The 14607-nt window shown below is 38.3% G+C and carries 17 protein-coding genes; 5 read left to right on the top strand and 12 right to left on the bottom strand.

What is annotated here, in order from left to right; all coding sequences use genetic code 11:
- Nucleotides 1–97: 97 nt before the first annotated feature.
- The 6 genes from ACQ334_RS13370 to ACQ334_RS13345 all read right to left on the bottom strand — a co-directional run bounded on the left by ACQ334_RS13370 (nt 98) and on the right by ACQ334_RS13345 (nt 4439).
- The gene (locus tag ACQ334_RS13370; protein ID WP_430988731.1) at nt 98–574 is read right to left on the bottom strand and encodes a 4Fe-4S binding protein; all 477 of its coding nucleotides are present in this window, start codon (nt 572–574) and stop codon (nt 98–100) included.
- Between the two features lie 127 nt (nt 575–701).
- The gene (nuoH, locus tag ACQ334_RS13365) at nt 702–1778 is read right to left on the bottom strand and encodes an NADH-quinone oxidoreductase subunit NuoH (protein ID WP_430988730.1); all 1077 of its coding nucleotides are present in this window, start codon (nt 1776–1778) and stop codon (nt 702–704) included.
- A gap of 75 nt (nt 1779–1853) precedes the next feature.
- Nucleotides 1854–2969, bottom strand: a complete 1116-nt coding sequence (locus tag ACQ334_RS13360; RefSeq protein WP_430988729.1) for an NADH-quinone oxidoreductase subunit D — start codon at nt 2967–2969, stop codon at nt 1854–1856.
- Between the two features lie 92 nt (nt 2970–3061).
- Nucleotides 3062–3520 (bottom strand): NADH-quinone oxidoreductase subunit C, encoded by a 459-nt coding sequence (locus tag ACQ334_RS13355; protein WP_430988728.1) that lies wholly within the window; start codon nt 3518–3520, stop codon nt 3062–3064.
- Nucleotides 3521–3522: 2 nt separating this feature from the next.
- Complete coding sequence (locus tag ACQ334_RS13350; protein WP_430988727.1) at nt 3523–4059, bottom strand: NADH-quinone oxidoreductase subunit B; 537 nt, start codon at nt 4057–4059, stop codon at nt 3523–3525.
- A gap of 29 nt (nt 4060–4088) precedes the next feature.
- Nucleotides 4089–4439, bottom strand: a complete 351-nt coding sequence (locus tag ACQ334_RS13345; RefSeq protein WP_430988726.1) for an NADH-quinone oxidoreductase subunit A — start codon at nt 4437–4439, stop codon at nt 4089–4091.
- Nucleotides 4440–4701: 262 nt separating this feature from the next.
- Here ACQ334_RS13345 and ACQ334_RS13340 point away from each other — a divergent pair, with 262 nt between their 5' ends.
- From ACQ334_RS13340 to ACQ334_RS13325, 4 genes are all read left to right on the top strand, one after another.
- Complete coding sequence (locus tag ACQ334_RS13340) at nt 4702–5130, top strand: CBS domain-containing protein (protein ID WP_430988725.1); 429 nt, start codon at nt 4702–4704, stop codon at nt 5128–5130.
- Nucleotides 5131–5281: 151 nt separating this feature from the next.
- Entirely contained in the window at nt 5282–7126 is a 1845-nt protein-coding gene (locus ACQ334_RS13335) for an ABC transporter ATP-binding protein (protein ID WP_430988724.1), read from the top strand.
- 162 nt (nt 7127–7288) lie between these two features.
- Entirely contained in the window at nt 7289–7732 is a 444-nt protein-coding gene (locus ACQ334_RS13330) for a DUF3276 family protein (protein WP_430988723.1), read from the top strand.
- A 96-nt stretch (nt 7733–7828) separates the two neighbouring features.
- A complete protein-coding gene (locus tag ACQ334_RS13325) occupies nt 7829–8314 on the top strand; it encodes a hypothetical protein (RefSeq protein WP_430988722.1) in 486 nt (161 codons plus the stop codon).
- A gap of 21 nt (nt 8315–8335) precedes the next feature.
- Here the strand turns inward: ACQ334_RS13325 and ACQ334_RS13320 are convergent, their stop codons facing one another.
- From ACQ334_RS13320 to ACQ334_RS13295, 6 genes are all read right to left on the bottom strand, one after another.
- Nucleotides 8336–8734 (bottom strand): hypothetical protein, encoded by a 399-nt coding sequence (locus ACQ334_RS13320; protein ID WP_430988721.1) that lies wholly within the window; start codon nt 8732–8734, stop codon nt 8336–8338.
- A 38-nt stretch (nt 8735–8772) separates the two neighbouring features.
- The gene (gene pgi, locus ACQ334_RS13315; protein ID WP_430988720.1) at nt 8773–10368 is read right to left on the bottom strand and encodes a glucose-6-phosphate isomerase; all 1596 of its coding nucleotides are present in this window, start codon (nt 10366–10368) and stop codon (nt 8773–8775) included.
- Nucleotides 10369–10418: 50 nt separating this feature from the next.
- Complete coding sequence (locus ACQ334_RS13310) at nt 10419–10781, bottom strand: hypothetical protein (protein WP_430988719.1); 363 nt, start codon at nt 10779–10781, stop codon at nt 10419–10421.
- A gap of 68 nt (nt 10782–10849) precedes the next feature.
- A complete protein-coding gene (locus ACQ334_RS13305) occupies nt 10850–11491 on the bottom strand; it encodes a GldM family protein (RefSeq protein ID WP_430988718.1) in 642 nt (213 codons plus the stop codon).
- A gap of 100 nt (nt 11492–11591) precedes the next feature.
- Nucleotides 11592–12011 (bottom strand): hypothetical protein, encoded by a 420-nt coding sequence (locus tag ACQ334_RS13300; RefSeq protein ID WP_430988717.1) that lies wholly within the window; start codon nt 12009–12011, stop codon nt 11592–11594.
- Nucleotides 12012–12050: 39 nt separating this feature from the next.
- Nucleotides 12051–13067 (bottom strand): threonine aldolase family protein, encoded by a 1017-nt coding sequence (locus ACQ334_RS13295; RefSeq protein ID WP_430988716.1) that lies wholly within the window; start codon nt 13065–13067, stop codon nt 12051–12053.
- A 579-nt stretch (nt 13068–13646) separates the two neighbouring features.
- Here ACQ334_RS13295 and ACQ334_RS13290 point away from each other — a divergent pair.
- A complete protein-coding gene (locus ACQ334_RS13290; protein WP_255155881.1) occupies nt 13647–14504 on the top strand; it encodes a sigma-70 family RNA polymerase sigma factor in 858 nt (285 codons plus the stop codon).
- Nucleotides 14505–14607 lie beyond the last annotated feature (103 nt).

Genomic DNA, 14607 nt, shown 5'->3' with positions numbered 1-14607 from the left:
TATTTAAACAATATTGGTTTTAAGCTTCAGGTTACAAGGGAGAAGCAGGAAGTTCAAAACAATATGCTTATCCCTTGTGGCTATTCCCCTGTTATCCTTATTCAACTCCATCCATGATCTTGCTCCCCGGCTTATTCAGTACTTTCGTCAATTCACTTCTGTCAAACACACTATGCTCAAAAGTTTGTGCCATCTTGATAGCATCAGAAGGACAAGCTACTACGCATAAATTACACATCGTACACAATTCCAGGTGATACACTAATTTGTCAATGGCTTTTTTCTTTTTCCCTTCGGGGGTTATATCGGTTTTAAAAACTACTTTAATGGTTCCATTAGGGCAAGCCAGTTCACAAGCCTGGCAACCTGTACAACGGTGTTCATTTTTTTCATCATGCGGCATCACTACTTCGCCTTTAAATCTTTCTGCCATCACTAATGTATCCCTGTTATCAGGATATTGTTCGGTGATGATCTCTTTATGATGCGTAAAATAATAGCCGGTACGCCGCATACCCACCAGCAGAGATTTCACTGCACCGTAGACTTCTTTGATATAATTTGTTATAAACATGAATACCAATTTTAGATTTTAGATTGCCGATTTTAGATTTTTTTTAATTCGCTATAGCTTTCTTTTTCACTAAGCAGTTTAAGGTTTCAGGTTTTTAAATCTGAAATCGCCAATCTAAAATCTCAAATCAAAAATGCCAGCGTAATATTGCCATCGCCGTTACCAGCAAAATATTAAACATGCTGATGGGCAATAAATATTTCCATTCTAAATTTAATAACTGATCAATACGCAATCTTGGAAAAGTCCACCGGAACCACATGATCACAAAAATCAAAAAGAACGTTTTTCCAAAGAACCAGATGCTCGACGGAATATAATCCATCACATGATTAAAGCTTTGCCAGCTGCCAATATGAAAAGGCATCCAGCCGCCAAAAAATATGGTAGCGCCAATGGCACACACAATAAATACGTTGATGTATTCCGCTAAAAAGAACAAAGCGAATTTCATTCCTGAATATTCTGTATGAAAGCCTGCGGTCAATTCACTTTCTGCTTCTGCTAAATCAAAAGGAGCCCTGTTAGTTTCTGCTGTAACTGCAATAATGAAAATTACAAACGATATCAATACAGGGATATGTCCTTTAAAAATCCACCAGCCATCCTGTTGTGAATTAACAATAACATTTAAATTTAAACTGCCACTTAATACCACAATAGATAATACTGATAAGCCAGCAGACAATTCATAACTTACAATTTGTGCACCACTACGCATAGCACCCATCAATGAATATTTATTATTGCTTGCCCAGCCGGCCATTAAAATTCCGATAACAGAAAGAGAAGAAATGGCAGATACATATAACACGCCGATATTCATATCCCATATCTGCAAACCCTTTGCAAATACTATCGGTGCCATTAGTAACATCGCAACAATCATTGCAATAAAAGGAGCCAGGTTAAATAAAAATTTATCTGCACCACCTGGTGTCATGCCTTCTTTCACCAATAGTTTTACAGTATCAGCCAATGATTGTAATAAACCCTGTGGCCCTACACGGTTTGGCCCTAAACGGATCTGCATCCACGCAGCAACCCTTCTTTCCATTAATACCAGTACCAATCCTAAAACAGCAAACAGGCTGATCACACAAACACCAATGATCACCATTTCAAATACCAATGCCCATGTGGCACTGAATGTCTGATGCAACCATTTGTCAATTTCGTTCGCTATGTTAGATAAACTCCACACTTAGTAATGAATAATTAATTAATGAATAATTTATAACCCCTCTAACTTTATTTACTTTTATACTTTATCAACTTACTAACGGTCAATATCCGGTATCACCAGGTCTAATGTTCCCATCATTGCCACTAAATCTCCTAGCTTACTGCCTCTTGCCATATGATCTAAAGCAGAGAGATTTGAAAATCCCGGTGAACGGAATTTAATTCTGTACGGCGTTGTACCACCTTCACTAACAATGTACACACCCAGTTCTCCTCTTGCTGTTTCCACTCTTTGATAAAATTCTCCTTTCGGTAATTTCAACACCGCTTTTGTTTTGGCCTGAAAATCTCCTTCAGGAATATTATCAATCAACTGCTCAATGATCTTTACAGATTCGTTCATCTCTCTTATCCTTACCATATACCTTGCAAATGAATCACAACCGGTTTCTGTAATTTCATCAAACTGAATTTTATCATACACTTCGTAAGGATATAATTTTCTTACATCGCAGTTTACACCGCTTCCTCTTGCGGCAGGCCCGGTACAGCCATAGGAGATCGCATCTTCTTTGGATAAAATACCAACACCCTTCATCCTGTTCTGGAAAATAATATTGCCGGTTACCATTTCATTATACTCATCCACTTTTGATTTATATAATTGAAGGAAATGTTTTACACGTTTTTGAAAATTAGGATGAATGTCCTGCATCAATCCGCCGGGAACAATGTAATTCATCGTCAGCCTTGCGCCACAGGTTTCTTCCATGATATCATTGATACTTTCTCTTTCTCTGAAGGCGTGAAAGAAAGGAGTGAAGGCCCCCAGGTCCATTGCCATCGCTCCCCACCATAATTCATGCGATGCAATTCTTGTTAGTTCATCTACCAATACTCTTATCACTTTTGCTCTTTCCGGTACTTCTACCTGCAAACCTTTTTCTACAACTAAAGCACAAGCATTGTTATTAATATGAGAAGATAAATAATCCATACGGCTGGTTACATAACTGAACTGCCGGTAGGTAAGGCTCTCACACATTTTTTCTATAGAGCGATGAATGTAGCCGAGATGCGGTTCAACTTTTTTTATCGTTTCACCGTTTAATGTAATCACCAAATGCAGTACACCATGCGTTGCCGGATGTTGCGGCCCCACATTTATTTGTAGATCACCTTCTGCTGTTGTTCCTATTTCTTCAAACATAAATTTCTACTATTGCTGTACATATAGCTAATGCATCATTACTATTGACCATTGATCACTCATCATTCACGACTCACAACTCACAACTCTCACTACAGCCTTATCATATTTATCGGGTCTTCAAAATCTTTTCTCAACGGATTTTTTCCTTCCCAGCCATCGGGTAATATCAATAATCTTAAATCGGGATGATGGATAAAATCCACGCCAAACATTTCGTACACTTCTCTTTCGTGAAATTCTGCAGTTCTCCAGGTATTGCATACCGATTCTATTGCAGGTTTATCAACACTGAGTTTTGATTTGATAACAATATTATGCCGGTATTTTGTCGAGTCAAGATGATACACCATCGTAAGATGTGTCTTCCAGTCGATGCAGGTTAAGCAAAAAAGAAAATCGAATTGTAAAGCAGTATCGTTACGCAATTGTTTTGCCAAACCCGGCCATTCATTTGGTTCGATATTGATAGTAAGCCATTGTCCGCCTTCTTCAAAAACAGCTGTGGGCAGCAATTCACCAATCTTTATTTTCAATTCTTCAGTCTGCATAACTATTCTTTTCCCGTTTTAATTTGTTCACGGGTCATGCCGCTTTTTATTTTTTGTTGTAAACTTATCAATGCATGTAATAATGCTTCGGGCCTTGGGGGGCAACCTGCAACGTATACATCTACAGGTATCACATGATCTGCTCCTTTTACTACCGAATAAGTATTGTAAAAAAACGGTCCGCCGCTTATAGCACAGGCACCCATTGCAATTACATATTTGGGATCACCCATCTGGTCGTATAATCTTTTTAATACCGGTGCCATTTTATTTACAATGGTTCCTGCAATAATGATCACGTCTGCCTGTCTTGGAGAGGCCCTGGCCACTTCAAAACCAAATCTCGAAAAATCATATTTAGCACCTGCTACCGCCATATATTCAATACCACAACAACTGGTAGCAAAGGTTAAAGGCCATAAAGAGTTTGACCTTGCCCAGTTGATCACATCATCTAATTTGCTGAGCACAATACCACCGCCGGGCAAATCATGCACCTGGCCGGGGAAATCGCTTTTTATTTTTTCTTGTTCGCTCATTATAGTAAGTATTCAACAATCAATATTTATTACAACCACTTCAATGCACCTTTTTTATGGGCATATAAAAAACCCATGAATAAAATAAAAAAGAAAATGATAATTTCCACTAAAGCCATCCAGCCAACTTTTTTTGCCACTACAGCCCATGGATACAGGAATACCAACTCCACATCAAAGATCAAAAATATCAGTGCAAATAAATAGTAGCCTACATTTAGCTGCACCCAGGTTTGTCCGGTTGTGGGTATACCACATTCGTAAGGTTCCAGCTTGGCTTTATTACTGGTAGTTTTAGTAACAATTTTAGAAACTAAAACAGCGATTATTGAAAAGGCTAAAGCAGCAAGAATAAGGATAATCATGGAAGATGCACCCATAATTAAAATCGTTTTTTATAAGAAATGAAGTTACTGCTAAAATTGAATACAAAAATTCAATTGCAGCATTTTTTTATCCAACCTGATGAAAATCATTTTAGTACCGGATGAAAATCACAATAGCAAAAGACGAACATCATATTTAAACCGGTTCTAACTTTTTTTTTATAACTCAGTAAAAAAATAATAACTTACAAAAGCAATTGCATTGTTATATGCTTAGCCGGATAAGCATCTTTATTTAACGCTAAACAATATTAATATGAAAAAAGTATCGCAGATCCTTGGCAGAAAGGGCAGTAATGTGGTTACCATTACACCGGATATTACCGTATTAGATGCGTTAAAGCAAATGGCCGAAAAAAATATAGGCTCTATTGTAGTGCTGGAAAACGGGCACTATGTTGGCGTATTAACTGAAAGAGACTATGCCCGTAAAGTAATATTGAAAGGCAAATCATCCACTACCACTTTAGTAAATGAAATTATGAGTACGGGCTTACCCCGTATTACACCGGATAATTCTTTAGAAACCTGTATGCAGATAATGAGCGAAAACAATATCCGCTATCTACCCGTTTTTGAAAACGACCAGTTATGTGGTATCATATCTATTAACGACGTTATTAAAGAGACCATCCTCACACAAAAAGAAACGATCGAGCATTTGCAGAATTATATTCATTCTTAGTAAAAATGGATAACCTGCCTTTAGGAACCCATAGTAATAATTAAATAACGGATAATAGAGTAGCATTGAAAAAATAACACTGCTTTAGAGTGAAAACTTTATTCATTATCCATTAGGCAATTATCCATTATCTCAAGTACCTTTGCACCCGATGAAGCATCTCAAATCGCTCCGTAAATATTTCTGGAAATACCGCTGGCTTTTTTTGCTGGGTATCTTCTTTGTGGTATTAACCAATTACTTCAGGATACTGGCACCGCAGATAACAGGGTACGTGGTAAATACAGTGGTACATACCATTAAAAAAGATAGTGGCAAACTGGCTCCAACCATAACCGAGGGAAAAAACTACGACCGACTGGTAAAAACAGTAATTGATTATTTTGAAGCAAACCCGGATCATAAAATTTTATTGGCAGGCGTTACACTTTTTATAATTGCCATCATCAGTGGTTTATTCATGTTCCTGATGCGGCAGACCATTATTGTAATGAGCCGGCATATTGAATACGACCAGAAGAACGAGATCTTTTCTCACTACCAGAAATTAGATACCAATTTTTATAAAACACATAGCACCGGCGACCTGATGAACCGTATTGCGGAAGATGTAAGCCGTGTAAGAATGTACACCGGCCCTGCATTAATGTATTTTATCAACCTTGCTGCGGTTATCGGGTTCAGCGTTTACTTTATGCTGCAGGCCAGTGCAAAACTTACCATTGTAGCATTAGCGCCTTTACCCTTGCTGGCCATCACCATTTATTTTGTCAATACCATTATTAATAAAAAAAGCGAAAAGATACAGGCATTGCTTAGCGATCTTACCACTAATGCACAGGAATCTTACTCGGGCATCAGGGTGATCAAGTCTTATGTACAGGAAAAAGCCATGTTGCTTTTCTTTAAAAACAATAGCGAAGCCTACCGCAGCAATGCATTGAGCCTTGCAAAAATTGAAGCCATTTATTTTCCCAGCATGGCTTTGCTGATTGGATTAAGTACCATTATTACCATTACGGTTGGTTGCCTCGATATTGTGCATCATAATATAAATGGCACTACAGGCAAAGTAATAACTGCCGGAACTATTGCCGAATTCGTATTATATATACAAATGCTCACTTTTCCTGTAAGTGCTATTGGCTGGACGGCGAGTATGACACAAAGAGCAGCCGCATCACAAAAAAGGATCAACGAGTTTTTGCATACCGAACCGGAAATAAAAAATACCGGCAACGAATTGAAACCTTTGCTGCAGGGCAATATTAACTTTGCCAATGTAGATTTCACGTATCCGCATACAGGCATCAATGCAATAAAGAATTTTTCTTTACAGATTACTAAAGGGCAGAAGATTGCTATTATTGGTAGAACCGGAACCGGGAAATCAACCATTGCGCAATTGCTGTTACATATGTACAATCCGCAAAAAGGAATGATTACTTATGATGGCATTCCCATTAATAAAATTGATATCAATTCTTTACGGGAGCAGATCAGCTACGTGCCGCAGGATGTATTCTTATTCAGCGAAACTGTAAGTAACAATATTGGTTTTGGAGTAGAGAACGCCTCGCAACAAAGTATTGTAAAAGCGGCCAGGCAAGCCAGTGTACACAATGAGATTGAAAAATTTCAGCAACAGTATAAAACTATGATTGGCGAAAGGGGAGTTACACTCAGCGGTGGCCAGAAGCAGCGCATTTCAATTGCCAGGGCTCTTATTAAAGATCCGCAGATAGTAATTTTTGATGACTGCCTCAGCGCTGTAGATGCCCGGACGGAGAAGGAGATCATCGAAAACCTCTACAACTACCTGGAGAACAAAACAGCACTTATCATAACGCATCGTATCTTCTCTTTGTTTAAATTTGATAAGATCATTGTACTGGATGAAGGAGCTATTGCCGAAGAAGGAACCCATGAAGAACTTTTGGTAAAGAATGGTATTTATACGGAAATGTACAACCGGCAGCAGGCTGAAAGAAATTAGTTCAGGGTTCATAGCTTAAAATCGCATTATTCTTCCCAAACTATCAACTATAATGCATCCCTGCGGAAATACTTTCATATATATTTTGTGGATTCAAAAACAATTTTATCTTTGCTCTGCCCTAAAAAGGGGAATCGTTAAAAAACTAAAACAACAATAACAGTGGCGTACGAAAACAACGACAAAAAAATGGAAAGCGTTTATAGCCAACGCATCCGTGCCGGAAAAAGAAGGACTTACTTTTTTGATGTAAGAGAAACCCGTGGCAACGACTTTTATTTAACTATTACTGAAAGCCGTAAAAAGTTTGATAGTGACGGTTATGAAAGGCATAAAATATTTTTATACAAAGAAGATTTTAATAAATTTTTAAAGGGGTTGGGAGAAGCTGTTGATTACGTAAAAACAGAACTGATGCCAAACTTTGATTTTGATGCTTTCAACCACGATACTCCTTACGAGGGAGAAGGTGGACAGGCAACACAAAATACAGAGGCTGCTGCACCAGTAGCAACACCGGAAGTAATTGCAGAAGAAAAAGCTGCATCTCCTGCCGCATCAACACCAGTTGATAATGGCAGCACTGAGGAAGTAGACAAGTGGTAGACCAACGCCAAAACTAATTGCTGGAACCCTCTCATTTTTGAGAGGGTTTTTAATTTACTACAATAACTAAAGTGCTACATTTGTTTAAAATTGTACATGAAAAAATGGTTAGGCTCAATATTGTTTTTTTCTGCAGTATGCTCTTGCAATGCTCAATACAAAGTGCAAAGCGCAAAGGCTTTTTTTACTTCATCAATGCCGGGCATGCAAAGAGTGGATGCCAACGATAATAAAATAGACCCGGAACCAATTATAGAAAGATTTATTTTCCTGGAAACCAGGTTTAATGGAAAACCCAAAATAGACACAGTCTGGTATAATAACATTTTATTCTCTGCAACAATTGCCGATAAAGAAGAAGCTGCTAAAATGGTTGGTGTAAAGAAAAATACCGGCACCACAATTAGCTTAGCTCCAAAAAAAGGCAATCATTTCTGGAGAATTGATGTAGCACAGGCCGATGGCCATACATTAAAACACGATGCGGTTAAAAAAATTATCATCAAAGGAAAACTGGATAAAACAAAATTCAGTTATACTATTACTACCGAAACAGAATTAGCAGCTCCGGACAGGTATTGATCAATGCATATAATAGCATCTTTATTTTTTCCTGATCAGATCCAGCATTAAATTTTTAGAAGGCTCCGGCGTAATTTTTACAGGCTTAAAAAAAAGATTTTTATTGGAAGGAGCCGTAAAATAATCCTGCTTTGGAATAGGATTAGGCATGGCTGTATCAACGAATGGAGTTGCGTAGACCGGCATCGAATTCTGCAGGCTCATGTTGGGAACCAGGCAAGGCATATGATCCTGCGGCATGGCATAAATTTTACCAGAAGTAGTTTCACCAATAAGCATTGCTTTAGGAGCATTGCTGGTTGTCAACAGTTCGGAAACCTTGTTTGGCTGCAATAAACTTTCCGGGTTTGATGGCTGTACCTGTGCTGTTGCTGATTGTACTATGAGAACAACAACAACCGCTATGCAAATTGCTTTCATAAAAAACGTTTTATTAAAGTTAACCTATTTCTATAAAATTATTTCATTTTCTTGTACGCATTTATCAACCCGTTGGTGGATGAATCATGCGATGAAACGGTATCTCCATTTAACAGCTCCGGCAAAATTTTATTCGCCAAAACCTTACCCAGCTCAACACCCCATTGATCAAAGCTGTAAATATTCCAGATAACACCCTGTACAAAAATTTTATGTTCATACAAAGCAATTAATTCTCCCAAACTAAAGGGAGTGATTTCTTTTACTAAAAAAGAATTGGTAGGGCGGTTGCCTTCAAAAACCCTGTACACATTATCATGAGTTGTACCATTCATTAAAGCTTCTGTTTGTGCAAAGAAATTGCTCAATAGCTTTTGATGATGATCTGATATTACATTATGGCTTATAGCCGGCGCAATAAAATCACAAGGGATAATTTGTGTACCCTGGTGTATTAACTGGTAAAAAGCATGCTGCCCGTTAGTGCCCGGTTCGCCCCAGATTACCGGTCCGGTAGAATAAATGACTCTTTCCCCATTCCTGTCTATATATTTTCCGTTACTCTCCATGTTGCCTTGTTGAAAGTAAGCGGAAAAGCGATGCATGTATTGGTCATAAGGTAAAATGGCTTCAGTGGTAGTACCATAAAAATTACCATACCACAAACCAATCAATGCCATTAAAACAGGAATATTTTTTTCAAAAGCAGTAGTGCGGAAATGTTTATCCGATTCGTGAGCACCTTTCAGTAATTCTTCAAAATTATTGTAGCCGATGGTAAGAGCAATTGATAAACCAATAGCACTCCACAAACTATAGCGGCCACCCACCCAATCCCAAAAACCAAACATGTTTTCGGTAGCAATACCAAACTTTGTTACCTCGGTTTCATTGGTAGATAATGCCACAAAATGTTTTGCTACCAAGGCTTCATCTTTTGCAGATTGTAAAAACCAGTTTCTTGCACTATGTGCATTGGTCATGGTTTCCTGCGTAGTAAATGTTTTGCTGGCTATTAAGAACAATGTTTCATCAGGAGTCACTTTCTTTAAAGTTTCAGCAATATGTGTACCATCTACATTGCTTACAAAATAGGTTTGTATGCCATCCACCCAGTAAGGTTTTAATGCTTCTGTAACCATCACCGGGCCAAGGTCGCTTCCGCCAATACCAATATTTACAATGTATTTTATTTTCTTTCCGCTATAACCTTTCCATTCACCGCTATGTACCCTGGCACAGAAATTTTTCATCTGCTCCAGCACTTTTTTTACATCAGGCATTACATCAACACCATCGGCTAAAACAGGCGTACCCGAAAAATTCCTGAGCGCTGTATGCAAAACAGCCCTTCCTTCGGTACCGTTAATTTTTTCGCCGGTAAACATGGCTTCAATGGCATCACCAAGCTGGCATTCGCTGGCTAGGCCAACTAATAACTGCATGGTTTCAGCAGTAATAATATTCTTGGAGTAATCGAATAAAATATCGTTGAATTGTAAAGAAAATCTATTAAATCTTTCAGCATCTGCTTTAAACAGTTCTTTCATGTGCACCGTTTTCATCTGGCTGAAATGATTTTGTAAAGCATGCCACGATGGGGTGGAAGTGGGGTTGATTTTAGGGAAGCTCACAGTTGTATAATTTTATTTGCCATAAAGTTATCCAAAAATCGGCGCACTTGTTATTTCTTCAACACTTCAATGGTTAAAAACTCATTGGGCTTAAGAAAAAATTTATAAAATAAATATGCCAAAGGCAGGTTGGCAAACAGTAACAATGGGTAAAACCTCGTTACAAAAAATATAGTAAAAAAAATAGCGCTGAAGATAATGCCGCCCCATAACCTGCCATTATCAGCTTCGCAACCAATACCTATCAAAACTGCATCTGCTGTCTGTTTGGTAATATGTTTTGCCTTAGAAAAATGAAAGCCATTCTTGGCAACTAATTTTAATGGCAGATCATGTTCATCTAAAACCAGCGGCTCCTGTTCTTTTAACTGGTACAAATGCATATCATTCACCAGCACGTATAATTTAAGCACTCTTAACAGGAGTTGCCTTTCTCTTAAAATGATTATGGTAGTGGAGGGTTGGATAATAGTTGAGTATATTAGTTTTCAATCATCAATACAAGTGGATCTAATTCTATTGAGCCGCCTGGCCCCCTGGCAAATATTTTATCGAATATAATGATATCGCCTGCTGCTAAAACTGAAAAAGCTGCTCTTAATTCATCATTGATTGTATTAGTTTTATTAAAATAAGTTTTTGTTTTGCATGAGTCCTTAAGCAAAATGGATACCCTAAAACTGTCAATGGTAAACATTACATCATATCCAAAAAAACCGTTCAGGTTTGCCCTTACTGCCGATTGTCCAGCTATCAAAGCTTTTTGCGCCCTTCTGCTGGATCCATAAGGCCCAATTTTAAAAGATGGAGGTGGTATTAGTTTTACCATGAAGTTGTTGGAGCCTAGCTTCTTTAATTTATCAGCTGTTCTTTGGTAAACGGTAATAGTAGCGATACCCGGAGTATTTCCATTGTAAGCAAGCTTACAGCCTGATCCATTAATTTTGCCATTGTCAACCTTTACCACTAAACTTTTACAGGGACAATTTTCTGCTGTTATAGTTAATGGATTATCAATACCTGCATAAAACACATTGTTTTTATCTGCTCCAATTGCTACTTGCTGTGTAAATGCAGTGTAAAAAACAAATTGGAAAAATAATAGAAGAAATGCAGTTTTCATTATCGATAGTTTGTAGTAATTAGTTTATTACATAGCTTCTGTCACATTCACAAACTTCTGCACTATTAAAAAATGTTAATCGAAACCGATTTTGTACGGATTATTTCAATTTCATCTGGGCATAATACGGATGGTCGGGGTTTACAATCAATTCTTCTCTTAAAGGATGGATTAAAACATCCATATCTTCTAACGGAATTGCACCTAAATGTGGTTCATTATCACCATGCAAAACCATTGCATAACATACTGTTTTACGGTTTTTAAACAGTACCTGAACAGGACCTACAATATCAAACTCCTCAATATGTCCATTTGCAGAAATACCTTTGCGTTTTTCTAAAAAAGGTAAGTCCAATTGCGCTTGTATCGTTTCATTGATACATAAATTATATGCTCCGGTATCTACCAGTATCCTGATTGGCATTCGTTTAATTTCATCTTCGCCAATTATATACTTTTTAGCAAGAGCCAAATCATCTGCATTTACAAGCTCAACATCAGCATACACAAATCCCATAAATTATTTTTATTTAAAATTACAATTTTTAAAGTAAAATCACATTGCTTCAATCACACCCATCAGTTTTGCCACCATTGCAGTTGTAACATCCAAATGCGTAACCATCCTCACCTGTGTGGGAGAAATGGACAGGCATAGAATATCATCCAGTTTCAGGCGCTCACAAAACTCTTTGGCAGTATAAGAGCCAGTTACTTCAAAAATGATGATATTAGTTTCCACCGGCATTATCTTGCCAATAAAATCCTTTTTAGCTAAAGACTCAGCAATCTTGTGTGCATGCAGGTGGTCTTCTGCCAGGCGTTCAATATTGTTCTCCAGGGCATAAATGCAGGCAGCAGCTAAATAGCCGGCCTGTCGCATACCGCCTCCAAAAACCTTTCTTACCCGCCTGGCTTTCTTAATAAAATCAAATTTACCCAACAACAGGCTGCCAACCGGGGTGCCCATGCCTTTGCTTAAACAAACCGAAATACTGTCGAATATTGCTCCATATTGCTTAGGTGTTTCACCCTTTGCAACTAAGGCATTCCAAAGCCTTGCACCATCCAGGTGAAGACTTAATCTGTTTTTTAAACAAACCTCCTTAATCAATTCAAAATCATTAAATTCATAACAACTTCCACCACCTCTGTTGGCCGTATTTTCAAGGCTTACAAGGCTTGTTCTGGCTTTATGCACATCGTCAGGGTTAATGGCTTCAGCAACCTGGTCTGCACTGATCCTGCCACGATCTCCATCCAGTGCTTTTACCTGGCAACTGCTGTTAAACGCAATACCACCACCTTCGTAAATGTATACATGGCTTACCTTGTCGCAGATCACTTCATCGCCGGGTTGAGTATGGCATTTGATGCCAATCTGGTTGGTCATGGTACCACTGGGGCAAAACAGCGCCGCTTCCATGCCAAACATGTCGGCGGTTATTGCTTCTAACTGGTTAACAGAAGGATCCTCGCCAAAAACATCATCGCCAACATTGGCTTTAAACATGGCTTCCAGCATTGCAGGAGAGGGCTTGGTAAATGTATCGGAACGTAAGTCGGTTATCATGCATCAAATATAAGCTTCAAGTGGCAAGCTACAAGGGGGATATATTAAAATTCAGAGGTCTTTTATTTGAACAAAAGCTTTTAATTTATAAGCTTCAAGTGGCAAGCTGCAAGGGGGATATATTTAAATTCAGGGGTCTTTTATTTGAACAAAAGCTTTTAATTTATAAGCCTCAAGTGGCAAGCTGCAAGGGGGCAATACTTAAATTTTAGGGACTTTTATTTCAACAAAGGCTTTTAAATCAGCAGGCTTATCCCTTGAAGCTACTCCCTTGTGGCTCCTTCCTATCCGATAATCAGGCTTTAAGCTTCAAGCTGCAAGGGGTAATACTTAAATTTAAAGCGCTTTTATTCTAGTAAGGCTTTACAATCATCAGGCTTGTCCCTTGAAGCTAGCCCCTTGCAGCTCCTTCTTTTCCACCATTCATACCTTTTTTACACAAACACTATGAAATACGGCTGTTTTAATGTAATTTTGCAAACTATTTTCAAGGATTTGAAGCATTAACCATTCATTTGCAACATTTTCCCCAATAAATATGTCTATATAGTGTTATCTATTCTGAATTAATACATTACAATGAGGCAACTTAAGATCGCAACGCAGATTACCAACCGTGATTCACAAGCAGTTGAGAAATATTTGCAGGAAATTTCGAAAATCTCTATGATTACTCCTGAAGAGGAAACCATCCTGGCCCAAAAGATCAAGATGGGGGATCAGAGAGCATTGGACAAATTGGTGCAGGCCAACCTTCGTTTTGTGGTATCTGTGGCTAAGCAGTACCAGCACCAGGGCCTTTCTCTTAGCGATTTAATTAACGAGGGTAACCTCGGCTTGATCAAAGCGGCACAACGCTTTGACGAAACAAAAGGTTTCAAATTCATTTCTTACGCTGTGTGGTGGATTCGCCAATCTATACTGCAGGCGTTGGCAGAGCAGGGCAGATTAGTCCGCTTGCCTCAAAACAAAATTGGCACCTACAACAAAGCTAACAAAGCTTACATGGCTTTTGAACAGGAACATGAGAGAGAGCCATCAACAGAAGAATTAGCAGAATTACTGGAGATGAGTGAAACAGAGATCAACAACATTTTTCAAAGCAACACCCGTCATACTTCCCTTGATGCACCCGTGCATGAAGCAGAAGATGTAGCCATGGGTGATTTACTGAAAGGTGGTGACGAAACTGATGAAGATGTAATGCATGATTCATTGAAAAATGAGATCCGCAGGGTTTTAAAATCATTAAGTCCACGGGAAGCAGAGATCGTTAATGCATACTTTGGTCTGGATGGAGAAAATGGTGTTACCATTGAGCAGATTGGTCAGAAGTATGATTTAACCAAAGAGCGTATCCGCCAGATTAAGGAAAGAGCTATTAAACGCCTGCAAAAAGCCCGTTACAGCGGTGCTTTAAAAGCCTATTTAGGTTAATAATATTTTGATGGGTTATTCCTCTTAGGTCCTTCTGCCAAAAGCAGGAGGACTTTTTTTTTAAAAGACAAAATGATCAATGCTCAACAATCAATGTACGATG

The sequence above is a fragment of the Ferruginibacter sp. SUN106 genome (genome assembly GCF_050611765.1).
Lineage (GTDB): Bacteria > Bacteroidota > Bacteroidia > Chitinophagales > Chitinophagaceae > Ferruginibacter.
Note: the sequence above shows the minus strand (reverse complement) of the source record. Positions and strands in the feature narration are given on the sequence as shown.

What these genes read in the sequence shown, in the direction of transcription:
- ACQ334_RS13335 (WP_430988724.1), top strand. Translation starts at nt 5,282, where the DNA reads ATGAAGCATCTCAAATCGCTCCGTAAATATTTCTGGAAATACCGCTGG.
- ACQ334_RS13325 (WP_430988722.1), top strand. Translation starts at nt 7,829, where the DNA reads ATGAAAAAATGGTTAGGCTCAATATTGTTTTTTTCTGCAGTATGCTCT.
- ACQ334_RS13320 (WP_430988721.1), bottom strand. Translation starts at nt 8,734, where the DNA reads ATGAAAGCAATTTGCATAGCGGTTGTTGTTGTTCTCATAGTACAATCA.
- ACQ334_RS13340 (WP_430988725.1), top strand. Translation starts at nt 4,702, where the DNA reads ATGAAAAAAGTATCGCAGATCCTTGGCAGAAAGGGCAGTAATGTGGTT.
- ACQ334_RS13290 (WP_255155881.1), top strand. Translation starts at nt 13,647, where the DNA reads ATGAGGCAACTTAAGATCGCAACGCAGATTACCAACCGTGATTCACAA.
- ACQ334_RS13305 (WP_430988718.1), bottom strand. Translation starts at nt 11,491, where the DNA reads ATGAAAACTGCATTTCTTCTATTATTTTTCCAATTTGTTTTTTACACT.
- ACQ334_RS13355 (WP_430988728.1), bottom strand. Translation starts at nt 3,520, where the DNA reads ATGCAGACTGAAGAATTGAAAATAAAGATTGGTGAATTGCTGCCCACA.
- ACQ334_RS13370 (WP_430988731.1), bottom strand. Translation starts at nt 574, where the DNA reads ATGTTTATAACAAATTATATCAAAGAAGTCTACGGTGCAGTGAAATCT.
- ACQ334_RS13300 (WP_430988717.1), bottom strand. Translation starts at nt 12,011, where the DNA reads ATGGGATTTGTGTATGCTGATGTTGAGCTTGTAAATGCAGATGATTTG.
- ACQ334_RS13360 (WP_430988729.1), bottom strand. Translation starts at nt 2,969, where the DNA reads ATGTTTGAAGAAATAGGAACAACAGCAGAAGGTGATCTACAAATAAAT.
- ACQ334_RS13350 (WP_430988727.1), bottom strand. Translation starts at nt 4,059, where the DNA reads ATGAGCGAACAAGAAAAAATAAAAAGCGATTTCCCCGGCCAGGTGCAT.
- ACQ334_RS13295 (WP_430988716.1), bottom strand. Translation starts at nt 13,067, where the DNA reads ATGATAACCGACTTACGTTCCGATACATTTACCAAGCCCTCTCCTGCA.
- ACQ334_RS13345 (WP_430988726.1), bottom strand. Translation starts at nt 4,439, where the DNA reads ATGGGTGCATCTTCCATGATTATCCTTATTCTTGCTGCTTTAGCCTTT.